Below are 25,436 nucleotides of genomic sequence, written 5' to 3'. Positions count from 1 at the left end.
CGGCCGGCTTGTCCGGGGTCTGTATTTCTTTTTCGTAAGTCCTACTTTTCTGCACTTCCAAGAGGGTTACTAGAGGAAAACTATGGAAAGAAACGCACTTCTTCGCGTATTCTCAAGAAATGTCGCCTGTGAGCTGGAATCGTGAAGTCGCATCGCCGTCGTTGTCGCCCGCGTCCCCTGAACTGGACGTCATCAGCCTTGGCCGCCGCGTGCGCCACCTGCGCAAGCAGGCCGGACTGACGCTGGACGACTTGAGTGCCGCCGTCGGGACCGCGCCAAGCCAGCTGAGCCTGATTGAAAACGGCAAGCGGGAGCCCAAACTGGGTTTGCTGCAGCAGCTGGCCGCCTCGCTGAATGTGAGCATCGACCAACTGTTGGGGGCCGAGCCGCCGAGCCGTCGGGCGGCGCTGGAAATCGAGTTGGAACGGTACCAGCGCGGGCCGCTCTACGAGTCCCTGAGCCTGCCGAAAATCCGCATCAGTTCGCGGCTTCCGCTGGATGTGCTGGAGTCGCAGGTGGGGCTGCTTCAGGAGCTTGAACGCAAACTTAATGAGCAGGTCGCGACGCCGGAAGAAGCCCGCCGTGCCAACGGTGAGTTGCGTGCCATGATGCGCGAGCGAGGTAACTATTTCCCCGAGTATGAGGCCGAGGCGCAGAAGGTCCTCAAAGGGGTTGGCTACACCGCCGGGCCGCTGAGCCAGCACGTCATTGCAGACATTGCCGAGAACCTCGGTTTCTCCTTGCATCACGTGGGCGATTTGCCGCACTCCACACGGTCCGTGACGGACCTGAAGAACCGCAGAATTTATCTCACGCAGAACCAACGCCAGGATCACGATCCCCGGTCGGTCCTCCTCCAAGCGCTGGGCCACTACGTCCTGGGACACGAAACTCCGCGCAACTACGGGGATTTTCTGGCACAGAGGGTGGCCACCAACTACTTTGCGGCCGCTTTATTGCTTCCGGAGCAGGCAACGGTGGAGTTCCTGCAAAAGGCCAAGGCCGCCAAGGAAATCGCCGTGGAGGACATTCGGGATGCTTTCGCCGTGTCCTACGAAACCGCGGCGCATCGGTTCACCAACCTGGCCACCAAGCACCTGGGCATCACCACGCATTTCCAGAAGACCCACCAGTCCGGCATCATCTACAAGGCGTACGAGAACGACGGCGTCACTTTCCCGCAGGACCACACGGGGGCCATTGAAGGGCAGCCGTCGTGCAAGGCGTGGACCTCGCGCGCGGTCTTCGACGTACCGGACAAGTTCAGCGCGTACAGCCAGTACACGGACACGCCGTCCGGCACGTACTGGTGCACCGCGCGTACTGAGCGCTCCGCTGCCGGGGAATTCTCGTTGAGCATTGGAGTGCCGTACCAGCACGTGAAGTGGTTCCGCGGCCGCGAGACCACGGCCCGGGCAACCTCCAACTGCCCGGATCCCAACTGCTGCAAGCGTCCGCCGGCCTCGCTGGCGAACGAGTGGGCCGGAAACGCCTGGCCCTCTGCCCGGGCACACTCGCACCTGCTGGCCGCCATGCCTCCCGGCGCGTTCCCCGGCGTGGACGAGACCGAGGTCTACAGCTTCCTGGCGGCTCACTCCGACCGCTGACCCCACGCTCTCTCACGTCCCTCGTGCTTGAGCCCTACGCTCTCTCACATTCCGGCAACAATAGGCGTTCCCTCTCTCACTTCACGTGAGTTCCCAAGTCAAAAGGGGCACCATGTGAGGACAACGCCAAGCAGGGGGATGCGCCATGAATTCAGTCCGGAAGGTGGCCGCGGCCATCGCGGCAGCCGCCATGGTGAGCGGTTCCGCGACTCTCAGCGCCTGCGCGCCCCAACCGGCCGACGTCGGGCTCTTAACCGCCGACGGCGTGACCCGGGCTTCGGTCCAAACGGCGGACTATTCGGCGCAGCTTGAAGCTTTCAACGCGTCCGCGCGCAAGCTCGGTGCCACCTTGCTCGCCGATGGCGGCGACTCCTCCAACGGGAACGTCGTGTCGTCGCCGGCAAGCCTGTTGATCGCGTTGAGCATGCTCCGCGCAGGTGCCACGGGTGCCACGGCCGCGGAGATGGACTCAGCCCTGGGATTGCCCGACGAGGAGCGCGACGAAGCGATGAACGCGCTGCTCGCCTCCCTGGAAAAGTTCGACGGCGACCCCGGCTCAGTCGACGAAGAGAACCCGCCGCGCAAACCGGTGATGCACGCTGCCAACGGGCTGTTCATTGATAAAGGCGTCCCCACCGGCGAGGCCTTCCTCGCCACCCTCGCCAAACACTTCGGTACGGGGGTGTACCCGGTGTCGTTCCGGGACGAGGCCGTCACCAAACCGGCCATCGATCGCTGGGTCAGCAGGAACACCGGGGGCCGGATTAAGGAAGCACCAGCACGATACGATCCAGAGAACACCTTCAGCCTGCTGAACACGCTCTATTTCGCAGCGGCCTGGCAAGAACCCTTCGATGCGAGCGACACCTGGGATGCGCCGTTCACCAAGGCTGGCGGGGAGGTCATCGAGGTGCCGGCCATGAGCGCCCTACTGGGGATGGCCTATGCAGAGGGCCCCGGGTGGAAGGCCGTGGACCTGCCGTACGCCGAGGGCTTCATGATGCGGCTCATACTGCCCGACGGCGGTGCGCAGGGTTCGTCTGGTTCGGCTGCGGTTTCTGCGGAGGTGCTTGGTGAGGTGGCGGCCAGGTTGAGCAGCGCCCCTGTGGATATGGTCTTCCTTCAGCTACCCAAGTGGGACCACAAGACAACGTTCGACCTGCGGAAGGTCTTTGAAACACTCGGACTCGACCAGATGCTGGCCACGGACAAGGACTTCAACGCCATCCAGCCGGACATGAAACTGACTCAGGCTGCCCAGGCCGCCAACATTACGGTGGCAGAGAAGGGCACCATCGCGTCGGCCGTCACCCAACTTAACGCCGTGGGCTCAGCCGCAGCACCTGAACCCCAACGTGAGCTGACCCTCGACCGCCCGTTCCACTACGAGATCGTGCACGTGGGGACCGGCATGCCGCTGTTCACTGGCTGGGTGGCTGACCCGCGCTAGCGGACCAACCGGCCCACCAGCACCGCCGCGGCTTCCACAACCTCGTCGGCCTCGCGCTTGGTGGCGCTGAGGGCTACTTCCTGCCCGGACACGGTGACGATGTCCGTGATGACAGCAACCGTGAGGCGGCCCAAGGTGTCGTCGCTGGCGCCGAGGAGCACTGAGTTCTGGCGCACCCACTCGCGTCCGCGCTCGCGTCGCAGGACCTCGAAGCCCGGGGGAGTGTCGCCTTCAATGAACACCCGCTCAAGGTCGCGGTGTTTCCAGGTGTAGTCGAAGTAGCTGCGGCTGCCTACGTTGAACAGGGCCAGGGGATCGTTCTCGCCGCTTCTGCGGGCTTTGGCCACGGCCGCGGCCACCAAGCGCTCGTGTTCGTTTTGATAGTCGTCCCATAGTGCAAGGAAGAGCTCGGTCTTGCCCCCGAAGTGGTGATAGAGGCTGCCGACGCTGGATCCCGCGCGGGCCACGATGTCCGAGATGCTCGCATCGGTGAAGCCATGTTCCACGAATACAACGCCGGCTGCGTCCAGAAGATTGCGCTGGGTGGCTGCTGTGCGAGTCCATTGCCAGGAGCCGGCATTGCTTGAAACTTCGGAGGTCTTGCGGACCATGCTTGGGCTCCTCTCGCAGGCAGGACGTAGATCGGAGTGTCGGAACGCCTATTTTTGGAATCCTACCCTCAAAAGAATCCACATAGCCAGCAATAAGCCTTGACTGGCCACGGAAAAACAGGAAATAATTCTGGAAGTCTGTTCTAGAAATATGTATTGCGGCATGTATCCGAATGCTGCGATTTTTGACGTCGGACGCCTCGAAACCCGGGTGCCGTTTTCACCGTCGGGCTGCAACTGGTTGAATCGCTATATAGCGCCAACTGGTCGCAGCCAAACAAGCCAGAGAGGAACGCGGCCTGATGTCCGTTTCAAGCAAGTCGTCCGGGATCACGTCGAACAGGTGGTTCAAACCCGTCGCCGTCACCGCAGGAGCTTTGGTGGTGGCACTGATCCTGGTGCTCGTTGCGCAATGGCTCCGGACTCTCCAGCCCGTGCAGCAGTTCCTCACTGACTACCCCGGACACTCGGCCGTTCCAGAAGGTACGCCCACCGGATTCCCGGCATGGCTTGGCTGGCAGCACTTCCTGAACATGTTCTTCATCGTCCTGATCATCCGGTCCGGCTGGCAGGTGCGGACCACCACCCGCCCGGCGGCCAACTGGACGCGGAACAACAAGGGCTTCATCAAGACCAAGAACCCGCCTACCAAGATCAGCCTGGACCTCTGGTTCCACCTGACGCTGGACGCGCTGTGGGTCCTGAACGGCATCATCTTCATCGTGTTGCTCTTCGCAACCGGGCAGTGGCTGAGGATCGTTCCGAACAGTTGGGACGTCTTCCCGAACGCTGTTTCCGCCGGCCTGCAGTATGCGTCACTGAACTGGCCCGTTGAGAACGGTTGGAACAACTACAACAGCCTGCAGCTCCTGACCTACTTCATCACGGTCTTCATCGCCGCCCCGCTGGCCATCATCACTGGCCTTCGCATGTCCGGGGCATGGCCAAAGAAGGCCGCGATCAACAAGTTCTACCCCATTGAACTCGCCCGCAAGATCCACTTCCCGGTGATGATCTACTTCGTCGCGTTCGTGATCGTCCACGTGACCCTGGTGCTGGCCACTGGTGCGCTGAGGAACCTCAACCACATGTACGCCTCAAACGACGACAACAACAGCTGGTGGGGCTTTGGGATCTTCGCAGCTTCCATTGTCTTCACAGCGGCCGCCTGGTTCCTCGCCCGGCCCCTGTTCCTGCGCCCGATCGCCTCACTCATGGGCAAGGTCTCGCGCTAAACCGCAGGCACGCCAAAACAGCCGCCCCGGAACACTCCGGGGCGGCTGTTTTGTCTGTATCGAGAGAGCTAGGACAGAGCCCCGCCCTGCCACAGGGCATCGAACGGAGCTCCCGAGGACACCCGGTTCTTGATGCCGGCCGTGACGAAAGCCTTCGCCGTCCGGGCAGCTTCCAGCGGTGTGGCACCCTTGGCGAGCTCGGCAGTCACGGCAGCGGCCAACGAGCAACCGGCGCCGGACACCGCTACTTCGCCAACCTTCGGTGCGCGCAGGACTTCCAGCGTCTCGCCGTCATAGTAAACGTCGACGGCGTCAGGGCCTTCCAGCCGCACCCCGCCCTTGGCGAGGACTGCTGCGCCGCTGATCTCGTGGATACGGATTGCCGCGGCCGTCAGCGACTCTTCGTCGGTAATGGTGAGCCCGGACAACGACTCGGCCTCGAAGTGGTTTGGAGTGACGAATGTAGCCAGAGGAAGGATCTGAGCCTTCAGGGCTTGGTCGGTGTCCAGGGCGTGGCCGGGCTCCTGGCCCTTGCAGATGAGGACCGGGTCCAGGACTACATGCTTGAAGGCGCCATCGGCCAGTGCCTTCTCCACGGTGCTGATGGTTGCCGGGCTTCCGAGCATGCCGATCTTTACGGTGTCCAACACCGACGGTGCGCCGGAAGCGGCACCATATGCCGCCGTCGTGGCTTCCAGTTGGTCTGCAATGACTTGCTGGTCCACCGGTACAAAGCGGTGGTTCCAGTTGTCCTTCGGATTGAAGGAAACAATGCAGGTGAGGTTCGCGATGCCGAACACTCCGAGTTCCTGGAAGGTCTTGAGGTCGGCCTGCGCGCCGGCGCCACCGGTCGCTTCGGAGCCGGCAATGGTCAGGGCAATGGCAGGGGCAACGGCTGAAGTCATGGTTTCCATTTTGCCAGTTGCGCGCCCACACAACGATTTCGGCCTCTGCCAGCTACCCGTGCAGCGCCCGGTAAGCGGCCTGTGCCGCCGGATGCAACGGCACACCGGCGGTGTTAATCAGTGTTTCAGGGCTGAGGAACTGCACGCCCGTGCTGGACTTCGGCACCAGATCCTGTGCTTGTTCCACCAGGAGTTCCACGGTTTGCCGGACAACGTGATCGGCCAGATCCCTGCGGCACAGGAGCAAGTTGGCGACGCCCACGGTCCAGGCGGCGGGTGCGTTCCCGTAGCTGTTCGCGGGGATGAGGACGCGGTCGTAGAAAAAGCCCGATTGGGCCCGGGTCGCCGGGATGAACTCTGAGATGTCGAGGAGACGCACGCCTATTTCCTGCGCTGCCGCAGCGATGGGCGTCGTCGGGACGCCTCCGGACTGGATCATCACATCAATGGAACCCTCCCGCAGGGCGGCCAGGGCTTGGTTCAACCCAAGGTTGGCCTGCTTCAGGGCCCGGCCCGGCCCGGCCGATTCAGGAGACAGGCCCGCGGCAGCAATGATGCGCCCGGCAGTGAGGGTGGTTCCCGAGCCCACCTCACCCACGCCCGCAGTCTTTCCGGCGAGGTCCGCAAACGTCCGGATGCTGCTGTCCTCCCGCACGATGCAGTGGACGTAGTTTTGGTACACCTTTCCGAGCGCCACCAACTGACCGCCGTCTTTGACCGTTGCTGAGGCTTGAGCGGGGGCTGCAGCCTGCGCAGCAGCGTCGGCCAGCGCGACGGCGAACGTCGCCTCCCCGGATAGGACCTGCTGGATGTTCTCCAAACTTCCGCCGGTGGTCACGGCGACGGCCCGTTCGGCGACCCCTTCCCGCTGCAACAAATCCGCCAGCAGTGTGGCGAACTCCAGGTAGAAGCCGCCCGATTCGCCGCCGGCAACGGTCAGTTCCTGAGGCTGATCACCTGGGGTGCAGCCTGCTGTCGATGTCATCAGGGCACCGCCCAGGCTGAGCGTGAGAACTGTTTTGATGGCATTCCGCCGGGACATCTTCGGAGAGTCAGGCATGCGAACCGTCCCGCGGCCGTGCGAACTCGAGACGGGCCGTCAACCCGTGTGGCTGGCGGGTCTCCAGGAGCAGCCGGGCCCCGTTCGCCTCCGCCAGCCGTTCCACGATTGTCATACCCAGGCCATTGCCGGGGATCTTGCTATGCTGCGGCGCCCGCCAGAATCTGGTGGTTGACGCGGCGAGCTGATCGGGCGGGAGGCCGGGGCCGTCGTCGGAAATCTCGACGGCGGTGCCTCCTGGCGTCTGCCGGGTCGCCACGGTGATGCGGGCGCCCGGCGCGTACTTGATGGCGTTGGCGAGGAGTTCGCCCACCATGTGCGCGAGTTCGTCGGGGTCGCAGACGATCTGGCTTTCTGACGCAGGGCTCTCCAAGGTGAGCTCTGATCCGGCACGGTGAGCGGCCGGCGTCGCCCGTTCAACCTCGCCTTGCAGAATTGGGTAGGGGTCGATGACGGCCAACCGTTGGTGTTCCGGAGCTCGTTCAGCCCGGGCAGACCCCTCAAAGGCGCGGTGTTCCGCCGTCGCGAGCTTCAGCACGCCGTCGAGCATTTCCTCCACCCGCTCAAGTTCCGCCACCACGCCGGCCGCCGCTTCCTTCTCCGGCTCGGAGCGCAAGGCGAGCTGCAGCAAGTCGATCCTCAGCCGCAGCGCCCCCACGGGGTTGCGCAGCTGGTGCGACGTGTCGGCGATGAGCCGGCGCTGCGACTCCATGCTCTCGGTCACCGTATCCGCCATGGCCGTGAAGGATCGGCTCAGTTCCCGGAGCTCAGGTGGGCCAGCTTCGGGAAGCTGGCTGGTTTTGCCCGTGGCTTCGAGCTCGTGGACTGCCTTGCTGAGCCGATGGACCGGGCGCAAAACCCACCCCGTGATGCGCGATGCGGCCACCAACAGCAGCACGCCCAGCGCCACCGCGGCAAGTACGACGACGAGCCACCTGTCCCGTAGCTTCTGCCGGGCTGCGTCGAGGTCGACTTCAAGGACCACCTCTCCGAGTACCTGGCTGGCTGTGCCGAAGGACCTGGAGATGAAGTCGTTGCCGGTACCGAAAGCGCGGATGGGGTTCAGAGTGGTGTCGCTCAGGTTGAGGCTTGCCCGGTTGAGTGCGTCGCTGACTTCGGGCTGGTCCTCGCTGAGGCCGCCGGAGCGGAGGGTTTCCTGCTGGAGCCGGATCAGGATTCCCTCGCCATAAAGGTCGGAGTAGCGGTCCATCTCCCGCTGAACCTGGGTTGAGTTGTTGTCCTCCGCGGCGTCACTTGCCAATTGCGCGAAGCGGTTGAGGGCGGCCACACGGTTGATCTGCAACTCCTGGGTGAGCTCCCGGCTGGCAGAGGTGAGGATCACGCTGGACACCGTCACCACAATGATCACCACCAGCAGGCTCAGGATGCCGAGGACACGGACTTTCACGGTTGCTCTACCCGGTATCCGACGCCCCGGACGTTGATGATGAACCCGGGAAGCTGGAGCTTGGACCTGAGTCCTGTTAGGTGCACGTCCAAGGATCTGGAATGCGCCACGAACGCATCGCCCCAGAGAGCGTCCAGGATCTGCTCCCTGGTCACCACAGAGCCCGCGTTCCTGACCAGGAGGCTTAGAAGATCGAACTCCGTTGCTGTCAGGGCCAGTGGCCGTTCGCCGATGGCGGCCACCCGGCGGTCGAGGTCTACCTCGAGTTCACCAAGGACAATGTTGTGTGGAACTTCCTGGCCCGAGCGGTTGGTTCTCCGAGTGACAGCTTCGATTCTGGCGAGCAATTCCACGAGCTTCACGGGCTTGACCAGATAGTCGTCAGCTCCGGACCGGAGGCCCAGCACCACGCTGCGTTCGTCGTCGCGTGCCGTGAGGATAAGGATGGGAATCTGGGTGACCTGGCGGAGTTTCCGCAGGACGTCCAAGCCATCCATGTCAGGGAGCCCAAGATCCAGCAGGATTACCTCGTGCTGCCTGTGCGCCAGCAACGCATCCTCGCCGCGGGATACCCGGGTGTGTTTGTGCCCGGCCGAAGCGACGGCAGCGCTCAAGGCCGACGCCATGGCGTCGTCATCCTCGACGATGAGCACGTGCACTGTCCGGATCCTTTGGCTTGCTGGGCTGATTCGCTACTAGAGCTTAACGTTGTGGGGCCCGTTCTGCGCCCTTCGGAGTAGCCAAAGTGCGCAGAACGGGCCCAACAAGGCAGCCAGGTTAGGCGTTGACGCGATCCTTCGTGCCGTCGTCGTCCTTCACAGCGCCCTTGGCCAAGAAGGCGTTGCCCTGTTCCGCGTCCAAGTGCGTGGGCTTCTTGTTCTTCAGCGCGAAGATGTACACCAGCAGCGAGATGAAGATCGCCGCTGTGACGTAGGTGAAGAACATATCCACCTGGCCCGACTTCTGCAGCGCCGCACCGATCAGCGGAACCGTGCCGCCGAACAGCGAGTTGGCAATCGCGTAACCGAGTCCCACACCGAGCGCACGGATCGATGCCGGGAACAGTTCAGCCTTCACCAGCGCGTTGATGGAGGTGTAGCCGCCAACCATGAGCAAGCCGCCCAGCATCAGCAGGAACGCCATGAACGGATCCTTGGTACCAGCCAGTGTGGACAGCAGCGGCCAAGTGAATAGGACACCGGTGACGCCGAACCAGATCAGCAACGGCTTGCGGCCGATCTTGTCGGAAATCAGACCGTACACGGGCTGCAAGAGCATGAAGATGAACAGTGCCCAGAAGTTGATGACCGAGGTATCGGTTTTGGCGATGCCCGACGTATCGTTCATGAACTTCAGGATGAAGTTTGTGTAGGTGTAGAACGCCACAGTGCCGCCGAGGGTGATGCCGATGCAGATCAGCAGCGGCTTCCAGTGCTTGGTCAGCAGCAGCTTCATGGTTCCGGGCTGTGCCTCGCCCTCAACCTTGACGTGGGCTGCGCGGAGCTGATCGGACGACAGGGTCTCTTCCATGGAGCGGCGAAGCCAGAGAACAACCAGCGCAGCCACGCCACCAATAGCGAACGGAATGCGCCAGCCCCAAGCCGTCAGGTCTTCCTTGCTCATGGTGTTCTGCAGGATCACCAGCACCAGGAGTGCAAGCATCTGGCCGCCCACCAGCGTCACGTACTGGAAGCTGGAGAAGAAGCCGCGGCGCTTGGCGGTCGCTGCCTCGGACATGTAAGTGGCGCTCGTGCCGTATTCACCGCCGACCGAGAAGCCCTGCACGACGCGGATGAACACCAGCAGGATCAGGGCCCAGAGCCCGATCACGTCCTGCGTCGGCAGGATCGCAATGGCAAACGAACCGGCCGACATCAGCGTCACACTCAGTGTCAACGCAGCCTTGCGGCCCTTGCGGTCGGCATAGCGGCCGAAGAACCAGCTGCCGATGGGACGCATGAGGAACGACGTCGAGAAGACCGCCATCGCCTCGAGGCCGGCCTGAAGATCGTCCGAAGAGTTGAAGAAGTGCGACTGAAAATAGGCAGCGAAAACCGTATAAACGTAGAGGTCGAACCACTCCACGAGGTTTCCTGCGGAGCCTTTGAGGATGTTGCTCACGGCTTTGCGTGTCTGGGCGGCTTCGCTCAGGGGCGCAGCTTGTTGGGTGCTCATCAATGAACCTTCCTGGACGGCAGCGTTTTGCCGCGGCCGTGTCTTGCATGAGTTCGTTCTGTCCATGAAGCGGGTGCTCATGGCGTCCTTGCGCATGGCTCTTCGTCGACTAAGAAAGGTCCTCCAAGGTGAAGAGGACATGTTCCAAACTATGGGTGATGCACGGCACAGCCCTAGCTCGCGGGGGATTTCCTAACACTTCCTTAGGTTTCGGCGTGCGTCAGGCGCGGCCCAGGATTCTTGAACGGCAAGGCTCGACGGCGGCGGCTCACTTCAGACGTTCTCTCACCTCCCGTTGTGTTTTGGCGGACCCTCTCTCACCTCCCTCGGGTTTGGGTGAGTTGCTCTCTCAGGTCCCTCGGGTTTGGGTGCGTTGCTCTCTCAGGTCCCTCGGGTTTGGGTGCGTTGCTCTCTCAGGTCCCTCGGGTTTGGGTGCGTTGGGCCGGGCCTTGACCCCAGTTTTCGATGAGTCGTAGGCGAATTACGTGGTGAGCGGGCCTGCATCGTTGAGACGCGCGAGCTTCCACGCGGCGAGTCGGCCAATACCGACGGCCAAGGCAATCGTCGACGAGAAAAGTAGCGGACCCGTCGCCGAAAGTCCGTCAAATGGCGCACACAGGAGCAAACCGCCGGCGAAAAACGCGGCAACGTGAAGCCACTGATTCCGGACTCGACGCAAGGCCAACCCGAGAAGTGACCCCACTGCGGCACCAATGGCCCAGACCGGGAGCAGGCTGTAACCGAAGAAGATGATGGCCCATCCTGGTGCTTGAATACCCCAGGAGGCGCAGAACGTCAGGTGGGCTACGGCGATCCCCATAGCCAGTCCCTTGCCGCCAAGCACCACCCGGTCCTTGGACCCGTATGGCCATTCTCCGGACGGGCTCCGCGTCGCCAAAGAGTACTCATCCTCGTCAGTCCACGGGTCCTGGCTCATGGTTATCCTCCTGGACAGTGAGCGAGCGTCCGGCCTAAGGGTCCATTATGTGCGAGAGGGATTGTCGTTGATTCGTACCAGTTTCCAGATGGCCAAGCGACCAACGCCGGCTGCGACGGCTATGGACAACGAGAACATCAGTGGACCCGTCGAGGAGAGTCCCCCAAACGGTGCGCACATGAGCAAACCGGTGGCAAAAAATGCGGCCACGTGAACCCATTGCTGCCTCATGCGACGCAGGGCCAAGCCGAGAAGTGATCCCACACCGGCACCGATGGCCCATGACGGGAGCAGGCTGTACATGAAGAAGATCACGGCCCATTCCGGACCCTGGATGGATAGCAAAATACTGAACGTCAGGTGCGAAACGGCGATTCCAACTGCGAGTCCTTTGCCGCCCAGCACCACTCTGTCCTTCGGCCCGTAAAGCCAACCGGTGGACGGGCTCCTAGCGGCCAACGCGTAGTCCTCATTGGTTGACCAGGGTTCCTGACTCATGAATACCTCCGGGGATGTGAGAGACGGTTCGCTTTAAAGTGCGGTTATGTGAGAGAAGGTTCGCTTGAAAGTGCGGTTATGTGAGAGAGGGTTCGGTTGAAAGGGCGGTTATGTGAGAGACGGTTTGGGGTGCGTCCCCGCGATCTGGTTGAGCGCGACGGCCAGCGCGGGGTATTGGAAAGAGAAACCTGCGTCGATCAACTTCCGGGGCTCTACCCAGCGGCTCTTCAGCACCAGCTCCGTCTGTGTCCGGATCAGGACTGCGCCGGCCTCCAGCAGCCATGCTGGCGTCGGGATGCCAAAAGGGACACCCAGGCTCTGCCGAACCAGCGACATCAGTTCGCGGTTGTCCACGGGGTAGGGCGACGCTGCGTTCACGGGACCCGTCACTCCGGCATCCGCGTGGATAAACACCACCGCACGGAACAAGTCCTCGACATGGATCCAGCTGAACTTCTGGGTGCCCGGGCCCATGTGACCACCTAAGCCAAGCCTGGCCAGGTTCCGGAGGGGGCTCATGACGCCACCGGCCCCCAACACGATCGCAATGCGCAGCGGCACCTTCCGCGTAACCGGAACAGCAGCCGCCGTTAACTCGTCCTCCCAAGCGCGGGCCACATCCACGGAGAACCCGCTGCCAAGTTCGCCCGAAACCTCTGATTGTGGGTGATCTTCCGCGTGCCTGTAGATGGTTCCAGTACTCGAGTTGATCCACGTCCGGGGCGGTTCGGCGCACGCAGCAACAGCTTGAGCCAGCGTCCGCGTGGTCAAGACCCGGGAGTCCATGATCTCGCGCCGGTGCTTCTCGTCGTAGCGGCAATTCACAGACCGTCCGGCGAGGTTTATCAGCAGTTCGGCGCCGTCCAGCACTTTGGTGACGGCGCCGTCGTCGTCCCAACGCGCGTCAGCCGAAGCGTCCCGCCCAACCGTCTTGACCTGCCAACCTTCTTCAAGAAACCGACGCCGGAAGTAACTGCCGATGAAGCCGGTAGCGCCGGCGATCACCATTGTCCGCCGCATCACGAATCTTCCTTGACGGTGCGCACGAGTCCCAGGACGTCGTCGAACACCTTGCTGGCACCCGGAATCTTGGCCAGTGACAGGCCGCGCGCCACCAGCGGGGCCGCGCCGTTGATCAGTTTCCGCGTACGCCGTTGTCCCTCGGATCGGTCGTAAACCCAGAACAGCGCGACGCCCATGTACGCCAGCCACAGCAGCTCTGGCAGATCTCCGCGCAGCTTCTTCGCGACGGCGGGGGAGGAACCTTCGACGGCGGACCGGAAGATCGCGAGCGACGCCTCGCGGGCGGCGGTGGACGCTTCGCCGAACGGGTTGACGGGCGACGACGGCCGGATCGCCGTGGCAATGAAATCGGAACCGAACTGGTGGTACGGCGCCATGACGTCGATTCCGGTGTGCAGCACTGCTTTCAGGCGCCCTGCGAGATCCTGGACGTTTTCGAGCGCCTGCGCCGCCACCACGGCGTGTTCGTCCTGCACCTGGATGTACAGCTCCTGGACCAGCTCGTCCTTGGATGCGAAGTAGTAGTAGGCGTTCCCGACGGAGACCCCCGCTTCCTGGGCAATGGCTCGCATGGTGGTCTTCTCGAAGCCGATTTCGCGGAACATCTTCAGCGCCACATCGGCCACCAATTGGCGGGTCTGCTCACTCTTTTGTGCCATGGTGCCGCTCCTCAAGCGAAGTTTTGAACGTGTTCAAGAACGAGTATGGCACATTTCTGAACGTGTTCAAAAGTGGGGGTGAGAGAGGGTTTGGTTTAAGCCCGCGGGATGTGATCGAGCGTTTGGTTCAAGCACGTGGGAGGTGAGAGAGGGCTGCTCGGAAGGGCGTGGGATGTGAGTGAGCGTTGGGGTGAAGGGGTGGGAGAATGGAATCGGTGCCGGGCCGGATGCCCCACCAACCACAGTGCTAATACAGCGGGGCACCACAACAAAGGAGCCTGCGCGAACCACTACGAAATGGATGACCCATGCCCTCGCCCTCAGGCTCCAGTACTTTGAGCAAGCCCGCGCCGCGCTTCGCGTCGATCGGCTCCCCGTATTTCGGCATCATGCTGGCCATCATGGCCGTGGTGTTGATCTTGTCCAATATCGGCGCGTCCAAGGGCGTAGTGCTCGGACCGATCATCACTGACGGCGGGTTCTTCCTGTTCCCGATCGCCTACATCCTGGGCGACGTGATGAGCGAGGTCTACGGCTTCAAAGTTGCACGCAAAGCGATCATTACCTCGTTCGCGCTCTCGGTGTTTGCATCCCTCTGCTACTGGATCATCATTGTGCTTCCCGGCTTCAGCGACGAGTACGGCACAAGCAAGCAGGCCGCCATCGAAGGCGCGCTTGGACCAGTGCCGCAGATCGTTCTCGCCTCGCTGCTTGCGTTCCTTGCCGGACAGACCATCAACTCCTGGATCCTCGTGAGGATGAAGGCCCGCACCGGCGAAAAAAGCCTGTGGGCACGACTGATGGGCTCCTCCGTGGTGGGCGAACTGGTGGACACCCTGATCTTCTGCAGCATCGCGGCGTCGGTCATCGGCATCACGGACTTCGGCTCATTCCTGAACTACGCCCTGGCCGGCTTCGTCTACAAGACGGCCGTGGAGTTCCTTTTCGTACCCGTCACCGTACTGGTGGTCGGCTGGATCAAGAAGCGCGAGCCGAGCTACGGGGTAGCGGCAGCCTAGTCTGCAACGGGAGCCCATCTCGATGGCTCGCTGCGCATTAGACGGTTCCTACCATCGAATGCGCAGCGAACCATCGAAACGGCCGAGCCGTCAGGAGTAGTACCGGCCCAACGTCTCCGCCTTGAACTCGAAGAAGTCCCCGGATTCGATGGCCAACCGGGCATCGTCCACCATCTTCACCACGAAGCGCTCGTTGTGGATGGAAATCAGCGTCGCCGAGAGCATTTCCTTGGCCTTGAACAGGTGGTGGATGTAGGCCCGTGAGTAGTTCACGCACGTGTAGCAGTCGCAGCCATCCTGCAACGGCCCGAAGTCCGTCTTGTAGCGAGCCCCGGACAGGTTGAACCGGCCAAACGGTGTGTAGAACGCCGAGTTTCGGGCAACCCGGGTGGGCGAGACACAGTCAAAGGTGTCGGCGCCGTTCTCGATGGCCGTGAAGATGTCGTCCGGCTCTGAGATCCCCAGGAGGTGCCGCGGCTTGTTTTCGGGCAGCTCTTCATTGCACCAGCGCACGATGGTGCCCAGGTTTTCCTTCTCCAACGCACCGCCGATCCCGTACCCGTCAAACGGCATGGCGCCCAGGTCCTGGCAGGCCTTCCGGCGCAGGTCCTCATATTGCGCACCCTGGATCACGCCGAACAATGCCTGGTACGGCTTGCCCTCGCGCGAAGAAGTCAACGACGCGTGTTCCTCCAAGCAACGCAGCGCCCACAGCCGCGTCCGTTCCAGCGACTCCTCCTGGTAGGCCCGGGAGTTCTGCAGCGTGGTGAGCTCATCGAAGGCGAACATGATGTCCGCACCGATCTGGTGCTGGACCTGCATGGAGATCTCGGGGGAGAAACGGTGCCGGTCCCCGTTCAGGTGCGATTTGAACCAAACTCCGTCGTCATCAATGTGCGCCAGCCGTTCCTTGCCCGGGGCCACAGCGTCATCCGGGCCGGAGCTGTCCACGTTCTTCATGTCGATGACCTTCTTGAACCCCGAGCCCAGGCTCATCACCTGGAATCCCCCGGAGTCAGTAAAAGTAGGCCCGGACCAATTCATGAACGCGCCCAGCCCACCGGCAGCGTCCAGAATTTCGGGCCCCGGCTGCAGATACAGGTGGTATGCGTTGGCCAGCACAGCCTGCGCGCCGAGTTCGGAGATGGACTCCGGCAGGACTGCCTTTACCGTTGCTTTGGTCCCGACGGCGATGAACGCGGGCGTCTGGATGGTCCCATGCGGCGTGGTGATGGTTCCGGTCCGGCCCAGGAAAGCGCCGCCGTTGGCCTCTACTTGAGCGTCCGACGGCGGGCACGTTTCAGTCAGGCGCTTGCCCACCGAAAAGGAGAACTCGGATTGCCGCGAGAACAATCCTGGCACGTCAGGCAGGGCGGGAGCAGGGGAAGATACAGGGGCTGATGAGGAAGCTGGCACGCTACCAAGTGTGCCAGCTTTACGGTGAGTAACCCGCCGAAAAACCCCTACGACCCGTAGCTCTCAGCCTTCCAGTTGTCCCACGACGATCGGATGTCTGCCAAGGTGTGGGCCCCCAAATCGTAGGTGGAGGCAATCACCATAGAGCCGCCGTCGGGCCTTTTTTCGGGAATCGGCAGCTGCTCAGCCACAATCAGCAGCCCGTCCCCGTGCTCGGCGTAGCTGTGCACGGTGAGTCCTACCTGGTGCCGGCTCTTGAACCAGACCTTTCCGGAGATCTTCTCGCCTGTGGAAAGCGTGAGCGAGTACTCCTCCCCAACGGGCGGCAAATCCCCGAGCCCCAGCTTTTCAATCGCCGGTCCGCCCTTGCCCGGAAGCGAAATGAAGTGCGTCCGCCGGTGCCCATGCGGGTGCCGTTCCAAGGCGAAGCGCAGTTGATGCAGGAAGGTGAGCCAGCCCTGGGTGATGTCCTCGTCCCATTCAGCCCACTCGGAGTCGTGGTCGAGGGCCGCCCTGGTGACCCGCACTTCCGTTCCGCCAGAAACGGGGTGGAGCTCAAAGACATCGCCGCCGTTGACGGTCAGGCTCGTGTGATCGGGCCCCTCAATAACGTCGGTGTTAAAATAGATCTGTTTGATTTCGTCGGTGAGATCATCGGCCTCCCAGCCGTGCCATTGAGCCACCAGCGACGGTTCACGCAGCATCGTCCAAACCTGCTGCGCGTCGGCATTAACCACAACGCTCAGATTGTTCGTCATGGCCCCGAATCTACCGCCGTTCGCGCCCACATAACAGGGCTTGAAATACCCCGAATCGGCAGGTCCCGAAAACTAGGCCCGCACAGATTCCAGTTCGTTGCTGATCCGCCGGGCCAACTCGTCCTCGCCGATGGTCTTGGAACCGCCGTGGGCGCGCAGGAACATCAGCGCTTCAAGCCGGAGGAACCGCCAATCGCGTTCGGCTTCGTGATTGCCGTTGTCAATGGCGCGGAAGATTTCCTTGTCGTACAGGTTGGGTTCGTTGAGCGAGCGCTGGCGGACGCGGGCATTGATCCTGGCCTTGAACGGGTCTTCTTCCTGGGACTCGGGCGCACGCAGCAATTTCTCGTAAACCGCAGCACGTTCACTTTGTCCGGCTTCGCGGCAGATGAAACTGGACAGTGCCAGCGCCCGCTCAATGGACGCCCAGCGGTCCAGGTTGCCGTCAAATGGCAGCACGTTCAGCAGGTCCGCAACGGCCAGAGCATGGTCCGGATCCCGCAGCACAATGCAGAGGTCGAACGCCAGGTTGCTGAGATCCCGGAGGCAGCTGCCCGACTTGGTGTTGATGCCCTTGGCCAGACGATCCGCGAGGACCTGGACGCCGTTCTTGCCCTTATGGTTGGCAGCGGCGGCGCTCACCACGGCCTCCGGGGTGCCATCCGGCTCAGGAATCAGGGCCAACTCTTCGGCGCTGGGGCCGGTGTATGTGGGCGGCGTTTCCGGGCGGGGAGGCACGACGACGGCGGGTCCAGTGGAGGCGTCGGGGTCTCCTTCTGCGGAGGTGCTCGAGTCGGAGGTGCTCGCGTCGGGCGTGCCCGGGTCCGTTGGGTCGGTGGGGCCGTCAGCGCTGTCCGCTCCCACGCCGGCACCAGCCGCGTCACCCACAGGGACACTGGACCCGACAGCGATCCGCACCGAGCCGCCGTCGACCATTGTCACCAGCAGCAACGCGGCCACGCCGTAATCATCGTTCAGCACCTCGATGCCGGCAATTTCGGCGGCAGGCCCGTCGCCGGGTGGATAGACAAAATCTCCGGGCCGCAGGTCCCCAGCCTGCTTCTCTCTGTACTGCTGTGTGGCTGGGCTGTGAGTCATCGGAAGTCCTTTGGTTCTCTTGGGGTCCGCCGTCCAGTCTACAAAGGGCGGCTGGTGCAGGTGCGGGGACCCGCTAGAGAACGATGCCCGAAAAAGCCAGCGCCTGGCGCACGAGGTTCCCGCGTCCGCCGTCGAATTCCTGCTGGACGTTCTCGCCCAGTACCTCCTGCGGCGTCATCCACGTCAATTCCAGCGCGTCCTGCCGGGGTTCGCATTCGCCGGTCACGGGGATGATGTAGGCCAGGGAAACGGCGTGCTGGCGGTCATCCGTAAAGCCGGTCTGAGAGGGTGCCGGGAAATATTCGGCCACGGTGAAGGGGACAGGGCTGATGGGGAGCTGCGGGAAGGCCAAGGGACCGAGGTCCTTCTCCATGTGACGCAGGAGTGCTGCGCGGATGGTCTCTCGGTAGAGGACGCGGCCGGAGACGAGGTAGCGGACCATGTTGCCGTCGGCGTCGCCCTGCAGAAGCGTGCCAACTTCGTTCACGTACCCGAGCGGATCCAGCCTGACCGGAACGGCCTCCACGTAGACCATGGGGAGTCGGCCGCGGGCTTCGAAGAGGTCTTCATCTGAAAGCCAGCCTGGATACGGGTCGGGTGTACGTACGCTCATGGTTAAGTTCTACCCCATCCCCAGCCGAACTTCCTTGGTGGCGTTCCGGTGGCTGCGAGGTTACGCTCTCGGCGGTATTAGAGGGCCAGAATCGTCTCGAGCGGCTCCCTGGATGTTATGCGGGCGAGGATGGCCGGCTCGGCCGCGTCCGATGCGAGCGCCTTCCCCAGCACGTCGCGCGCGGCTTCGGGGGACAGGATGATCAGTCCGTTGTCGTCGCCCAGGACCAAGTCGCCCGGGTTGACTTCGACGCCCCCGCAGTGCACCGGAACATTGACGGCGGAACCCGTCCCGTACAGGCGTTTGGTGGTCAGGCATGACGTCCCACGGGCGAACACGGGGAGGCCGGTTTGGCGCAGTTCCAACACGTCGGTCGCTACGCCATCAACTACGACGCCGGCTGCACCTTGCGCGAGTGCTGCGGCTGCCGTGACGGCCCCTACCGGCGCGTGCTGGTGGTCGCCGCCCATGTCCACCACCAGCACATCGCCGGGCCGGAGCGCGAGGAGGGCGTGGTTCATGGCGATGGCGTCGTGGTCATCGATCCGGACGGTGACGGCGGGGCCGGCGATCTTCACGTTTGCCAGCAAGGACTGGATGGCGGGGGAGACGAAGCCGTCGTCGAGGAAGTGGCCGATGGTCGGGTAGCTGACATCGCTCAGGTCCTGCAGGAGTGTTGGGGTCACGGGGTCACCTCCGGTTTACGGGCAGCGACCTGACGGGCAAGGACGGCCACGCATTCGATTTCCAAGGACACACCCCACAGGCTCACGCATACGGTGGTCCGGGCCGGTTTGGCGGTGCCGAAGTATTCCACGTACACGCGGTTGTACTCCTCCAGTTGGTCCTGGCTGGTCAGGTAGGTGTTGACCTTGACCACGTGGTCAAGGCTGGACCCGGCGGCTTCCAAAACCCCCGCGAGGTTCTGGATGGTTTGCCGGACCTGCCCTTCAAAGGTGTCCGGCTGGTCATCCAGGCCGGTGATCGCGGGGATCTGGCCGGAGGTGAAGACGAAACCGTTGGCAATGACCGCCGGGGAAAAAGGCCCGACGGCGGGCGCCTGGCCGGGGATGCCGGCCAGGCGCTCGATGGTGCTTGGGTTCACTTGGCTGCCGCGGCTTCCGTCGACGAACCGGCGGAGGAGGAGCCGGCAGCAGCCGGGGCTTCGTCGACGGCATCGATGTTGCCGTACCGGGTTTCGGTCAGCAGGAAGAGGGCCACCAAGGACAGCCCGGCTGCGGCCATGATGTACCAGGCGATCGAGGAGCTCTGTCCTGTCATGCCCAGCAGCCAGGTGGTGACGAACGGGGTGGCGGCGCTGCCCAAGAGGCCGGACAGCATGTACGCCACGGACAGGCCGGAGTAGCGGACCTTGGATCCGAAGAGCTCGGCAAGGAAGGTGGCGATGGGGCCGTAGTTGGCGCAGAACGCGGTCATCATGGCCAGGTAGGCGACGAAGAGCAGTGCCACGGACTTGGTGTCCATGAGCCAGAACATGGGGAACGCGAGGGCGGCCTCGGCGGCAACACCGGCGAAGATGATCGGTTTGCGGCCGAACTTATCGGAGAGCTTTCCGAAGAACGGGATGAGGAACAGTCCCAGGATGCAGGAGGCCAGGACCACCCAGAGCATCAGGCTCTCGGAGTGGCCGAGTTCCTTCTTGCCGTAGGAGACGCCGGAGGCCACCAGCAGGGTGAAGGTGCTGCCCGTGGACAGGGTGGCGACGCCGCCCAGGACAACCTGCTTCCAGTACTTGGCCATCAGCGCGGCGAAAGGCATCTTGGCTTTGGCGCCGGCGGTCTTGACTGCCTGGAAGGACGGGGTTTCCTCGATGTGCAGCCGGATGTAGATACCAACAGAAACCAGCAGGACCGAGGCCAGGAACGGAATGCGCCAGCCCCACGAGTACAGGGCCTCGGTGCTGACCGTGGAGGCCACAATCAGGAAGGCCACGTTAGCGATCAGGGTGCCTGCGGGAACGCCAACCTGTACCAGTGAACCGTAGAAACCGCGACGGGCGGGAGGAGCGTGTTCAACCGTCATCAGGACGGCGCCGCCCCACTCGCCGCCCAGGGCCAGGCCCTGGATGACGCGGAGGAACAGCAACAGCAGTGGCGCCATGATGCCGATGCTGTTGTAGTCGGGCAGCAGGCCGATGGCGAAGGTGGCCGCTCCCATGGTCAGGAGGGAGACCAGCAGCATGGACTTGCGGCCCAGACGGTCACCGAAGTGGCCGAAGATGATAGCGCCCACCATGCGGGCAATGTAGGCGGAAGCGAACGTGCCAAACGCCAGCATGGTGCCGACGATTGGATCGAAGCTGGGGAAGAAGATCTTGTTGAAGACGAGGGCCGACGCTGTTCCGAAGACGAAAAGGTCGTACCACTCGACGGTGGTGCCAATAACGCTGGCAAGGGCAATCTTGCGCATCTTGGCCAGGTCCAGCCTGGATGTGGATGCGGAGGAAGTATCTACCGTGTGGGCCATCTGATTCTCCGGATGGGGTGCGGGGACGAATGTCCGGTGCAAGGTAGCTCCAACTATGGTGTGTGCCCGATCACACCATCAATGGCATAAACTCCAGCAAAATGCGGCCAGGAATGTGGAAACACACACCGAAGCGCGGGCGCCGTCACAAGAGCCCTACGCCCACGCCACCACCAGCCTTGCCGTCTTCGCTGGAACTGCGAGGTCGATTCCCGTCAGCTCCTGGAAACGGTTGAGCCGGTTGAGGATGGTGTTCCGGTGGCAGAACAGTTGCTCGGAGGTAACGGTGACATTGCCGGTGGCCAGGTAGTTCCGGACGGTTTCCAGCAGCCGCTCGCGCTCGCCGCCCCGGCACTCGGCCAAGGCTTCTTCAAGTTCCGCTGCGAGGTCCAAGCCGGCGTCCTGCAGGTTTTGCTGCGCCAACCTGGCCCAAGCGGAATCGGCTGACAGCGGACCGGAATCGCGGGGCCGCAGTAAAGCGGCGAGGCTCTCGGCGGTACGGGCGGCCCCTGGGAGGGCGCGCAGTCCAAGGACTTCGGGCACGTAGCCGCAAGGGACATCGACGACGCCGGGTGGCAGCTGCTGGCCTTCGGCTTCAGGGCTGTGCGTCTCGCCTCGGGGTTCAGGACCCCGCGTCCGAACGGCCGGAAGAGCCCAGAAAACATAGGTGTTGCCGCCGGATTCGTGCAGGAACAAGCGCTGCCGGGTGTGCTGCCCCGATCCGAACTGGGATGTTGCGGCGCGAAGTCGGGCTCCGGGTTCACCGCTTGCTGCCACCAAGGCGAAACGCTGCTCAGGGTTGATACCCAGTGCCGAAGCTACTTGGGAGGACGTTTCCAGGGACGGGCTGCTCTGGTTGAACAGGCGGGCAATGAACTCCCGTTGGATGCTGGACTCTTCCTGTGCCATGCTGACGCGCTCGGTCAGGTAGCTGGTGTGCGTCCGGGTGGCGAATTCGTCCACCACGCTCCACACCTGGTCCACTCGGGTGGCCAGCAAGGCGGCGTCCTCGGTGTGGGCGATTTCCAACAGTTCGGCCCAGAGGATGCTGAAGTCCAGCCGCACGGCAGAGGTGAGGGATTCCGGTGGAATGCCGGCTCTGGCGCGTTTGGAGCCGAGGTCGGAAGCGAAATCGAGCAGGCCATCGCGGCTGTCCGTCCTGCCATTCCTCAAGCCGTTGATGAGCCGCCGGAATGTTTCCCGCGCAGTCTCCTGGATTTCCAGGACCGTCACTTGGCTTTCGCCGTACTCGGGGATCTCCCGCACCCTTGTGGTGAAGGCCTGCGCCAGCGTGTCCAGCCTGCCTTCAAGCTGATCCACCAGCTCGGTCCAACGAGCGGCATGCCCGGATGTATCAGAATTGTGCATTCACACATTATAGCGCCCTGATTCCGTGATGTATTGCTAGTTATTTTGGGAAAAACTACTGGCACTATGGATTGAGTCACACAAATATGTCCGGGCACCCCCAACGCCCGGTCCCATTCGCACTCATGGAGCAACTATGGCAAGCACGGTCAGCGGAGCCACGGACGCCAGTCCCACGGCAGTACGCGTCGTCGATGAAAGCGTTACCAAGAAGGTGGCCCTGGCCGCCCTCGTGGGCACTGCGCTGGAATGGTACGACTTCTTCCTTTTCACCACAGCCGCTGCGCTGGTGTTCAACGCACAGTTCTTCGTTTCCCAAGACCCCTTCGTGGCGGCCATGGGATCCTTTGCCACTCTTGCGGTCGGCTTCGTAGCCCGCCCGATCGGTGGCTTCATCTTCGGTGCCCTCGGAGACAAGGTTGGCCGCAAGAAGATCCTCATGGTCACCATCGTGGGCATCGGAATTGTCACCGGCCTCATCGGTCTCCTGCCGAACTACATGACCATCGGCTTGGCAGCCCCCATCCTGCTGGTAGCCCTGCGCATCGTTCAGGGCCTCGCGGTAGGTGGCGAGTGGAGCGGCGCGGTGATTATCGCCGTCGAGAATGCGCCCGTGGAAAAGCGTGCACGTTACGCCGCCCTGCCGCAGATCGGTTCCCCGATCGGCACCATCCTGTCCTCCGGCGGCTTCTTCGGCATGCTGTTTCTGGTGGGACAAACCAACTTTGACGCGTGGGGCTGGCGCATCCCCTTCATCGCCGCCATCCCGCTGCTTGCCATCTCCCTGTGGATCCGCAGCCGCCTCAGCGAATCACCCGAATTTGAAGCCCTCATGGAGTCCGGCGAGACCGAACACGCCCCCATCCGCGGCGTCCTGAAGAACAGCTGGCGCCAGATCCTGGTGGGCATGTGCTCGGCTTTACTGGGCATCGGCGGTTTCTACCTCATCACCAGCTTCGTGGTCTTCTACGGCACCAAAGTCCTCAAGCTGCCCTCTGAACTCCTGCTCATGGGCACCCTGCTCGCTGCAGCCCTGGAGATCGGCGCCCTCATCTGGGCCGGCCGCCTGGGTGAAAAGTTCGGCGCCAGCAAGGTCATCCTGTGGGGCGGCGTGGCCTCGGCCATCATCGCAATCCCCGTCTTCCTCGCCATCGACAGCCGCGACCCCATCCTTGTTGTCCTGGGCATGATGATCGGCGTCGCCGTCCTCTCTATCCCATACGCCGTCTCCGGCACCGCACTGACTGCCCTGTTCGCTACGAAGGTCCGCTACACCGGCGTCGCCATCACCTCCAACACTGCCGGCGTCATCTCCGGCTTCGTGCCGCTGATCGCCACCGCATTGGTAGCAGCCAACAACTCCTTCTGGCCCGGCGCCATCATCCTGCTGGTGGTTTCCGTACTGACGGCACTCTCCGGGCTGTTCCTCCCCGCGCTTTCCATCGAAGAAGAAGGAATGAAGCATTGAGCACAACCACCGCCGGCCACTTGATCGTCGCCCAACTGGAAAAGGCAGGCGTCAAGCGTGTCTACACCGTTCCCGGCGAGAGCTTCCTGGATGTCCTTGACGGCCTGCACGGCTCGCCCATCCAGAACGTGGTGGCCCGCCAGGAAGGCGGTGCCGGGTTCATGGCACTCGCCGAAGGCCGTCTGACTGAACTCCCGGGCGTTGCCATGGTGACCCGCGGTCCGGGTGCGGCCAACGCCTTCATCGCCATCCACACCGCCTACCAGGACGCCACTCCACTCATCCTGTTCGTGGGCCTGATCCCCGTCGCGGACCGGGGGCGCGAGTCCTTCCAGGAATTCGATATCAACGCCTGGTTCGGCAGCACCGCCAAGAAGGTAGTGACCCTCGATGACGCAGCGTCCGCCGCCCGCGTGGTGGACGACGCCATCTTCACCGCCCTCAGCGGACGCCCCGGCCCCGTGGTGATCGGCCTCCCGGAAGACGTGTTGGTGCACGTGGTGGAGAACGCCACCGTGGAACCCCGCAGGATTGCCCGTCCTGAGCCGGCTCCCGCGGACCTGTCCGGCCTCACGCGCAAGGTGGCGGCCGCACGCAAGCCGCTGGTCGTCGTCGGCGGTGAAGGCTGGACGCAAGAGTCCGGCGAGCAGTTGGCCGCGTGGGCGAGCCGTCACAGCGTCCCGGTGGTGGCCGACTTCCGCGCCTACGATGCCGTTCCGCACCGCAGCGACGCCTACGCCGGCTTCCTGGGTTACGGCCGCAGCGACGCCAACGCCCAGCGCCTGGACGACGCCGATCTGATCATCTTTGTTGGCTGCGTCCGCGGCGATGTCCTGTCCGATGGCTACAAGCGCGGACTCAATGCCGAAACCGTCGTGGTCAACGCCGACGCCAACCTCTTGGGCCACTTCGGCCGCGTGGACCAGCACATCATCGCGGATGTCACGGCGTTCGCTGCGGCACTGGCTTCCACTAATGCGACCACCCACGCGACCGGCAACCGCGAGGAGGGCTGGTTCGCCAGCGCCCGCGCCGATCAGCTCAGCTTCTCTACGCCAGCGCCCGACGGCGGCATCGGCGTAGACCTGGGTGTCGCCATGGAGGTCCTCAAAAAGGAAATGGCCGACGACGCCGTCCTCACCTTCGGCGCCGGAAACCACGCCCTGTGGCCCGCCCGGTACCTGGACCACAACTCGGCCAATTCCCTGGCCGCTCCGCGCAACGGTGCCATGGGCATGGGCATCCCTGCAGCCGTGGCCGCGTCGCTCGCTTACCCGGGCCGTCAGGTCATCTCCGTGGCAGGCGATGGCTGCTTCATGATGAACGGCCAGGAGATCGCCACGGCCATGGGCTACGGCGCAAAATTTATCGTCCTGGTGGTGGACAACGGCATCTTCGCCACTATCCGCGAACACCAGGAAGCGCACTATCCTGACCGGCCCTCCGGCACGCACATGACCAACCCGGACTTCGCCGCCCTCGCCCGTTCCTACGGCGGTTACGGCGAGCGTGTTGAACGCACGGAAGACTTCACCGCCGCGTTCCGCCGCGCCGTCGACTCCGGCCTCCCGGCCTTGCTGCACCTGCCGCAGGACCCCACCACGCGTTCTCCCAAGACTTCAACGAACTGACCGGAGCCTC

The 25,436-nt window shown here is 63.2% G+C and carries 24 protein-coding genes; 6 read left to right on the top strand and 18 right to left on the bottom strand.

Annotated elements, in window-relative coordinates; genetic code table 11:
- Positions 1-119: 119 nt before the first annotated feature.
- Positions 120-1,607 carry a helix-turn-helix domain-containing protein gene (locus AB4Y77_RS12855; protein WP_311214102.1) on the top strand — a complete coding sequence of 496 codons (1,488 nt, stop codon included), beginning with the start codon at positions 120-122 and terminating at the stop codon, positions 1,605-1,607.
- A 145-nt stretch (positions 1,608-1,752) separates the two neighbouring features.
- On the top strand, positions 1,753-3,057 hold the full coding sequence (locus tag AB4Y77_RS12850; protein WP_442014221.1) for a serpin family protein: 1,305 nt from the start codon (positions 1,753-1,755) through the stop codon (positions 3,055-3,057).
- On the opposite strand, the gene AB4Y77_RS12845 is transcribed toward AB4Y77_RS12850, so the two are convergent.
- A complete protein-coding gene (locus AB4Y77_RS12845; RefSeq protein WP_442014220.1) occupies positions 3,054-3,668 on the bottom strand; it encodes a TetR/AcrR family transcriptional regulator in 615 nt (204 codons plus the stop codon). The two genes, AB4Y77_RS12850 and AB4Y77_RS12845, sit on opposite strands and share 4 nt — an antisense overlap.
- A 302-nt stretch (positions 3,669-3,970) precedes the next feature.
- Here AB4Y77_RS12845 and AB4Y77_RS12840 point away from each other — a divergent pair, with 302 nt between their 5' ends.
- Positions 3,971-4,903 carry a cytochrome b/b6 domain-containing protein gene (locus AB4Y77_RS12840; protein WP_442014219.1) on the top strand — a complete coding sequence of 311 codons (933 nt, stop codon included), beginning with the start codon at positions 3,971-3,973 and terminating at the stop codon, positions 4,901-4,903.
- Between the two features lie 68 nt (positions 4,904-4,971).
- Here AB4Y77_RS12840 and AB4Y77_RS12835 read toward each other — a convergent pair whose 3' ends face one another.
- From AB4Y77_RS12835 to AB4Y77_RS12795, 9 genes are all read right to left on the bottom strand, one after another.
- Positions 4,972-5,808 (bottom strand): hydroxymethylpyrimidine/phosphomethylpyrimidine kinase, encoded by an 837-nt coding sequence (locus AB4Y77_RS12835; protein ID WP_442014218.1) that lies wholly within the window; start codon positions 5,806-5,808, stop codon positions 4,972-4,974.
- A gap of 52 nt (positions 5,809-5,860) precedes the next feature.
- The gene (locus AB4Y77_RS12830) at positions 5,861-6,868 is read right to left on the bottom strand and encodes a TAXI family TRAP transporter solute-binding subunit (protein WP_442014217.1); all 1,008 of its coding nucleotides are present in this window, start codon (positions 6,866-6,868) and stop codon (positions 5,861-5,863) included.
- Positions 6,861-8,276, bottom strand: a complete 1,416-nt coding sequence (locus AB4Y77_RS12825) for a sensor histidine kinase (RefSeq protein WP_442014216.1) — start codon at positions 8,274-8,276, stop codon at positions 6,861-6,863. Before AB4Y77_RS12825 ends, AB4Y77_RS12830 begins: the two co-directional genes overlap by 8 nt.
- Complete coding sequence (locus AB4Y77_RS12820) at positions 8,273-8,935, bottom strand: response regulator transcription factor (RefSeq protein ID WP_311214110.1); 663 nt, start codon at positions 8,933-8,935, stop codon at positions 8,273-8,275. The genes AB4Y77_RS12825 and AB4Y77_RS12820 overlap by 4 nt, the downstream gene beginning before the upstream one ends.
- A 118-nt stretch (positions 8,936-9,053) precedes the next feature.
- The gene (locus tag AB4Y77_RS12815; RefSeq protein ID WP_311214111.1) at positions 9,054-10,451 is read right to left on the bottom strand and encodes an MFS transporter; all 1,398 of its coding nucleotides are present in this window, start codon (positions 10,449-10,451) and stop codon (positions 9,054-9,056) included.
- A gap of 481 nt (positions 10,452-10,932) precedes the next feature.
- Positions 10,933-11,388, bottom strand: coding sequence for a hypothetical protein (locus AB4Y77_RS12810; protein WP_311214112.1), 456 nt, complete (start codon positions 11,386-11,388; stop codon positions 10,933-10,935).
- Positions 11,389-11,433: 45 nt separating this feature from the next.
- Positions 11,434-11,886, bottom strand: coding sequence for a hypothetical protein (locus AB4Y77_RS12805; protein ID WP_442014215.1), 453 nt, complete (start codon positions 11,884-11,886; stop codon positions 11,434-11,436).
- Between the two features lie 108 nt (positions 11,887-11,994).
- Positions 11,995-12,909, bottom strand: a complete 915-nt coding sequence (locus tag AB4Y77_RS12800) for a TIGR01777 family oxidoreductase (protein WP_442014214.1) — start codon at positions 12,907-12,909, stop codon at positions 11,995-11,997.
- The gene (locus AB4Y77_RS12795) at positions 12,906-13,568 is read right to left on the bottom strand and encodes a TetR/AcrR family transcriptional regulator (RefSeq protein WP_442014213.1); all 663 of its coding nucleotides are present in this window, start codon (positions 13,566-13,568) and stop codon (positions 12,906-12,908) included. Before AB4Y77_RS12795 ends, AB4Y77_RS12800 begins: the two co-directional genes overlap by 4 nt.
- A 308-nt stretch (positions 13,569-13,876) precedes the next feature.
- On the opposite strand from AB4Y77_RS12795, the gene AB4Y77_RS12790 reads away from it, so the two are divergent.
- Positions 13,877-14,587, top strand: coding sequence for a queuosine precursor transporter (locus AB4Y77_RS12790; protein WP_442014212.1), 711 nt, complete (start codon positions 13,877-13,879; stop codon positions 14,585-14,587).
- Between the two features lie 90 nt (positions 14,588-14,677).
- Here AB4Y77_RS12790 and tgt read toward each other — a convergent pair whose 3' ends face one another.
- The 8 genes from tgt to AB4Y77_RS12750 form a co-directional block, all read right to left on the bottom strand.
- Positions 14,678-16,003 (bottom strand): tRNA guanosine(34) transglycosylase Tgt, encoded by a 1,326-nt coding sequence (gene tgt, locus AB4Y77_RS12785; RefSeq protein ID WP_442014211.1) that lies wholly within the window; start codon positions 16,001-16,003, stop codon positions 14,678-14,680.
- A 47-nt stretch (positions 16,004-16,050) separates the two neighbouring features.
- On the bottom strand, positions 16,051-16,761 hold the full coding sequence (locus tag AB4Y77_RS12780) for an SRPBCC family protein (RefSeq protein WP_311214118.1): 711 nt from the start codon (positions 16,759-16,761) through the stop codon (positions 16,051-16,053).
- 72 nt (positions 16,762-16,833) lie between these two features.
- Positions 16,834-17,859, bottom strand: coding sequence for a DUF6707 family protein (locus AB4Y77_RS12775; protein ID WP_442014210.1), 1,026 nt, complete (start codon positions 17,857-17,859; stop codon positions 16,834-16,836).
- A gap of 73 nt (positions 17,860-17,932) precedes the next feature.
- A complete protein-coding gene (locus tag AB4Y77_RS12770; protein ID WP_026541888.1) occupies positions 17,933-18,472 on the bottom strand; it encodes an NUDIX hydrolase family protein in 540 nt (179 codons plus the stop codon).
- A gap of 77 nt (positions 18,473-18,549) precedes the next feature.
- Positions 18,550-19,158, bottom strand: a complete 609-nt coding sequence (locus AB4Y77_RS12765) for an RraA family protein (protein WP_442014209.1) — start codon at positions 19,156-19,158, stop codon at positions 18,550-18,552.
- Positions 19,155-19,577, bottom strand: a complete 423-nt coding sequence (locus AB4Y77_RS12760; protein ID WP_442014208.1) for a RidA family protein — start codon at positions 19,575-19,577, stop codon at positions 19,155-19,157. The genes AB4Y77_RS12765 and AB4Y77_RS12760 overlap by 4 nt, the downstream gene beginning before the upstream one ends.
- On the bottom strand, positions 19,574-20,959 hold the full coding sequence (locus AB4Y77_RS12755; RefSeq protein ID WP_311214122.1) for an MFS transporter: 1,386 nt from the start codon (positions 20,957-20,959) through the stop codon (positions 19,574-19,576). The genes AB4Y77_RS12760 and AB4Y77_RS12755 overlap by 4 nt, the downstream gene beginning before the upstream one ends.
- Positions 20,960-21,115: 156 nt before the next feature.
- On the bottom strand, positions 21,116-22,327 hold the full coding sequence (locus tag AB4Y77_RS12750; protein ID WP_442014207.1) for a PucR family transcriptional regulator: 1,212 nt from the start codon (positions 22,325-22,327) through the stop codon (positions 21,116-21,118).
- Between the two features lie 136 nt (positions 22,328-22,463).
- Here AB4Y77_RS12750 and AB4Y77_RS12745 point away from each other — a divergent pair, with 136 nt between their 5' ends.
- Together AB4Y77_RS12745 and AB4Y77_RS12740 are read left to right on the top strand one after the other, a co-directional pair.
- Positions 22,464-23,795 (top strand): MFS transporter, encoded by a 1,332-nt coding sequence (locus AB4Y77_RS12745; protein ID WP_442014206.1) that lies wholly within the window; start codon positions 22,464-22,466, stop codon positions 23,793-23,795.
- On the top strand, positions 23,792-25,426 hold the full coding sequence (locus AB4Y77_RS12740) for a thiamine pyrophosphate-dependent enzyme (protein ID WP_442014205.1): 1,635 nt from the start codon (positions 23,792-23,794) through the stop codon (positions 25,424-25,426). Before AB4Y77_RS12745 ends, AB4Y77_RS12740 begins: the two co-directional genes overlap by 4 nt.
- The last annotated feature ends 10 nt before the right edge of the window (positions 25,427-25,436 follow it).

Source organism: Paenarthrobacter sp. YAF11_1, assembly GCF_052113445.1.
In the GTDB taxonomy this organism is placed as follows: Bacteria; Actinomycetota; Actinomycetes; order Actinomycetales; family Micrococcaceae; genus Arthrobacter.
This window is presented reverse-complemented; position numbering and strand designations above follow the sequence as displayed.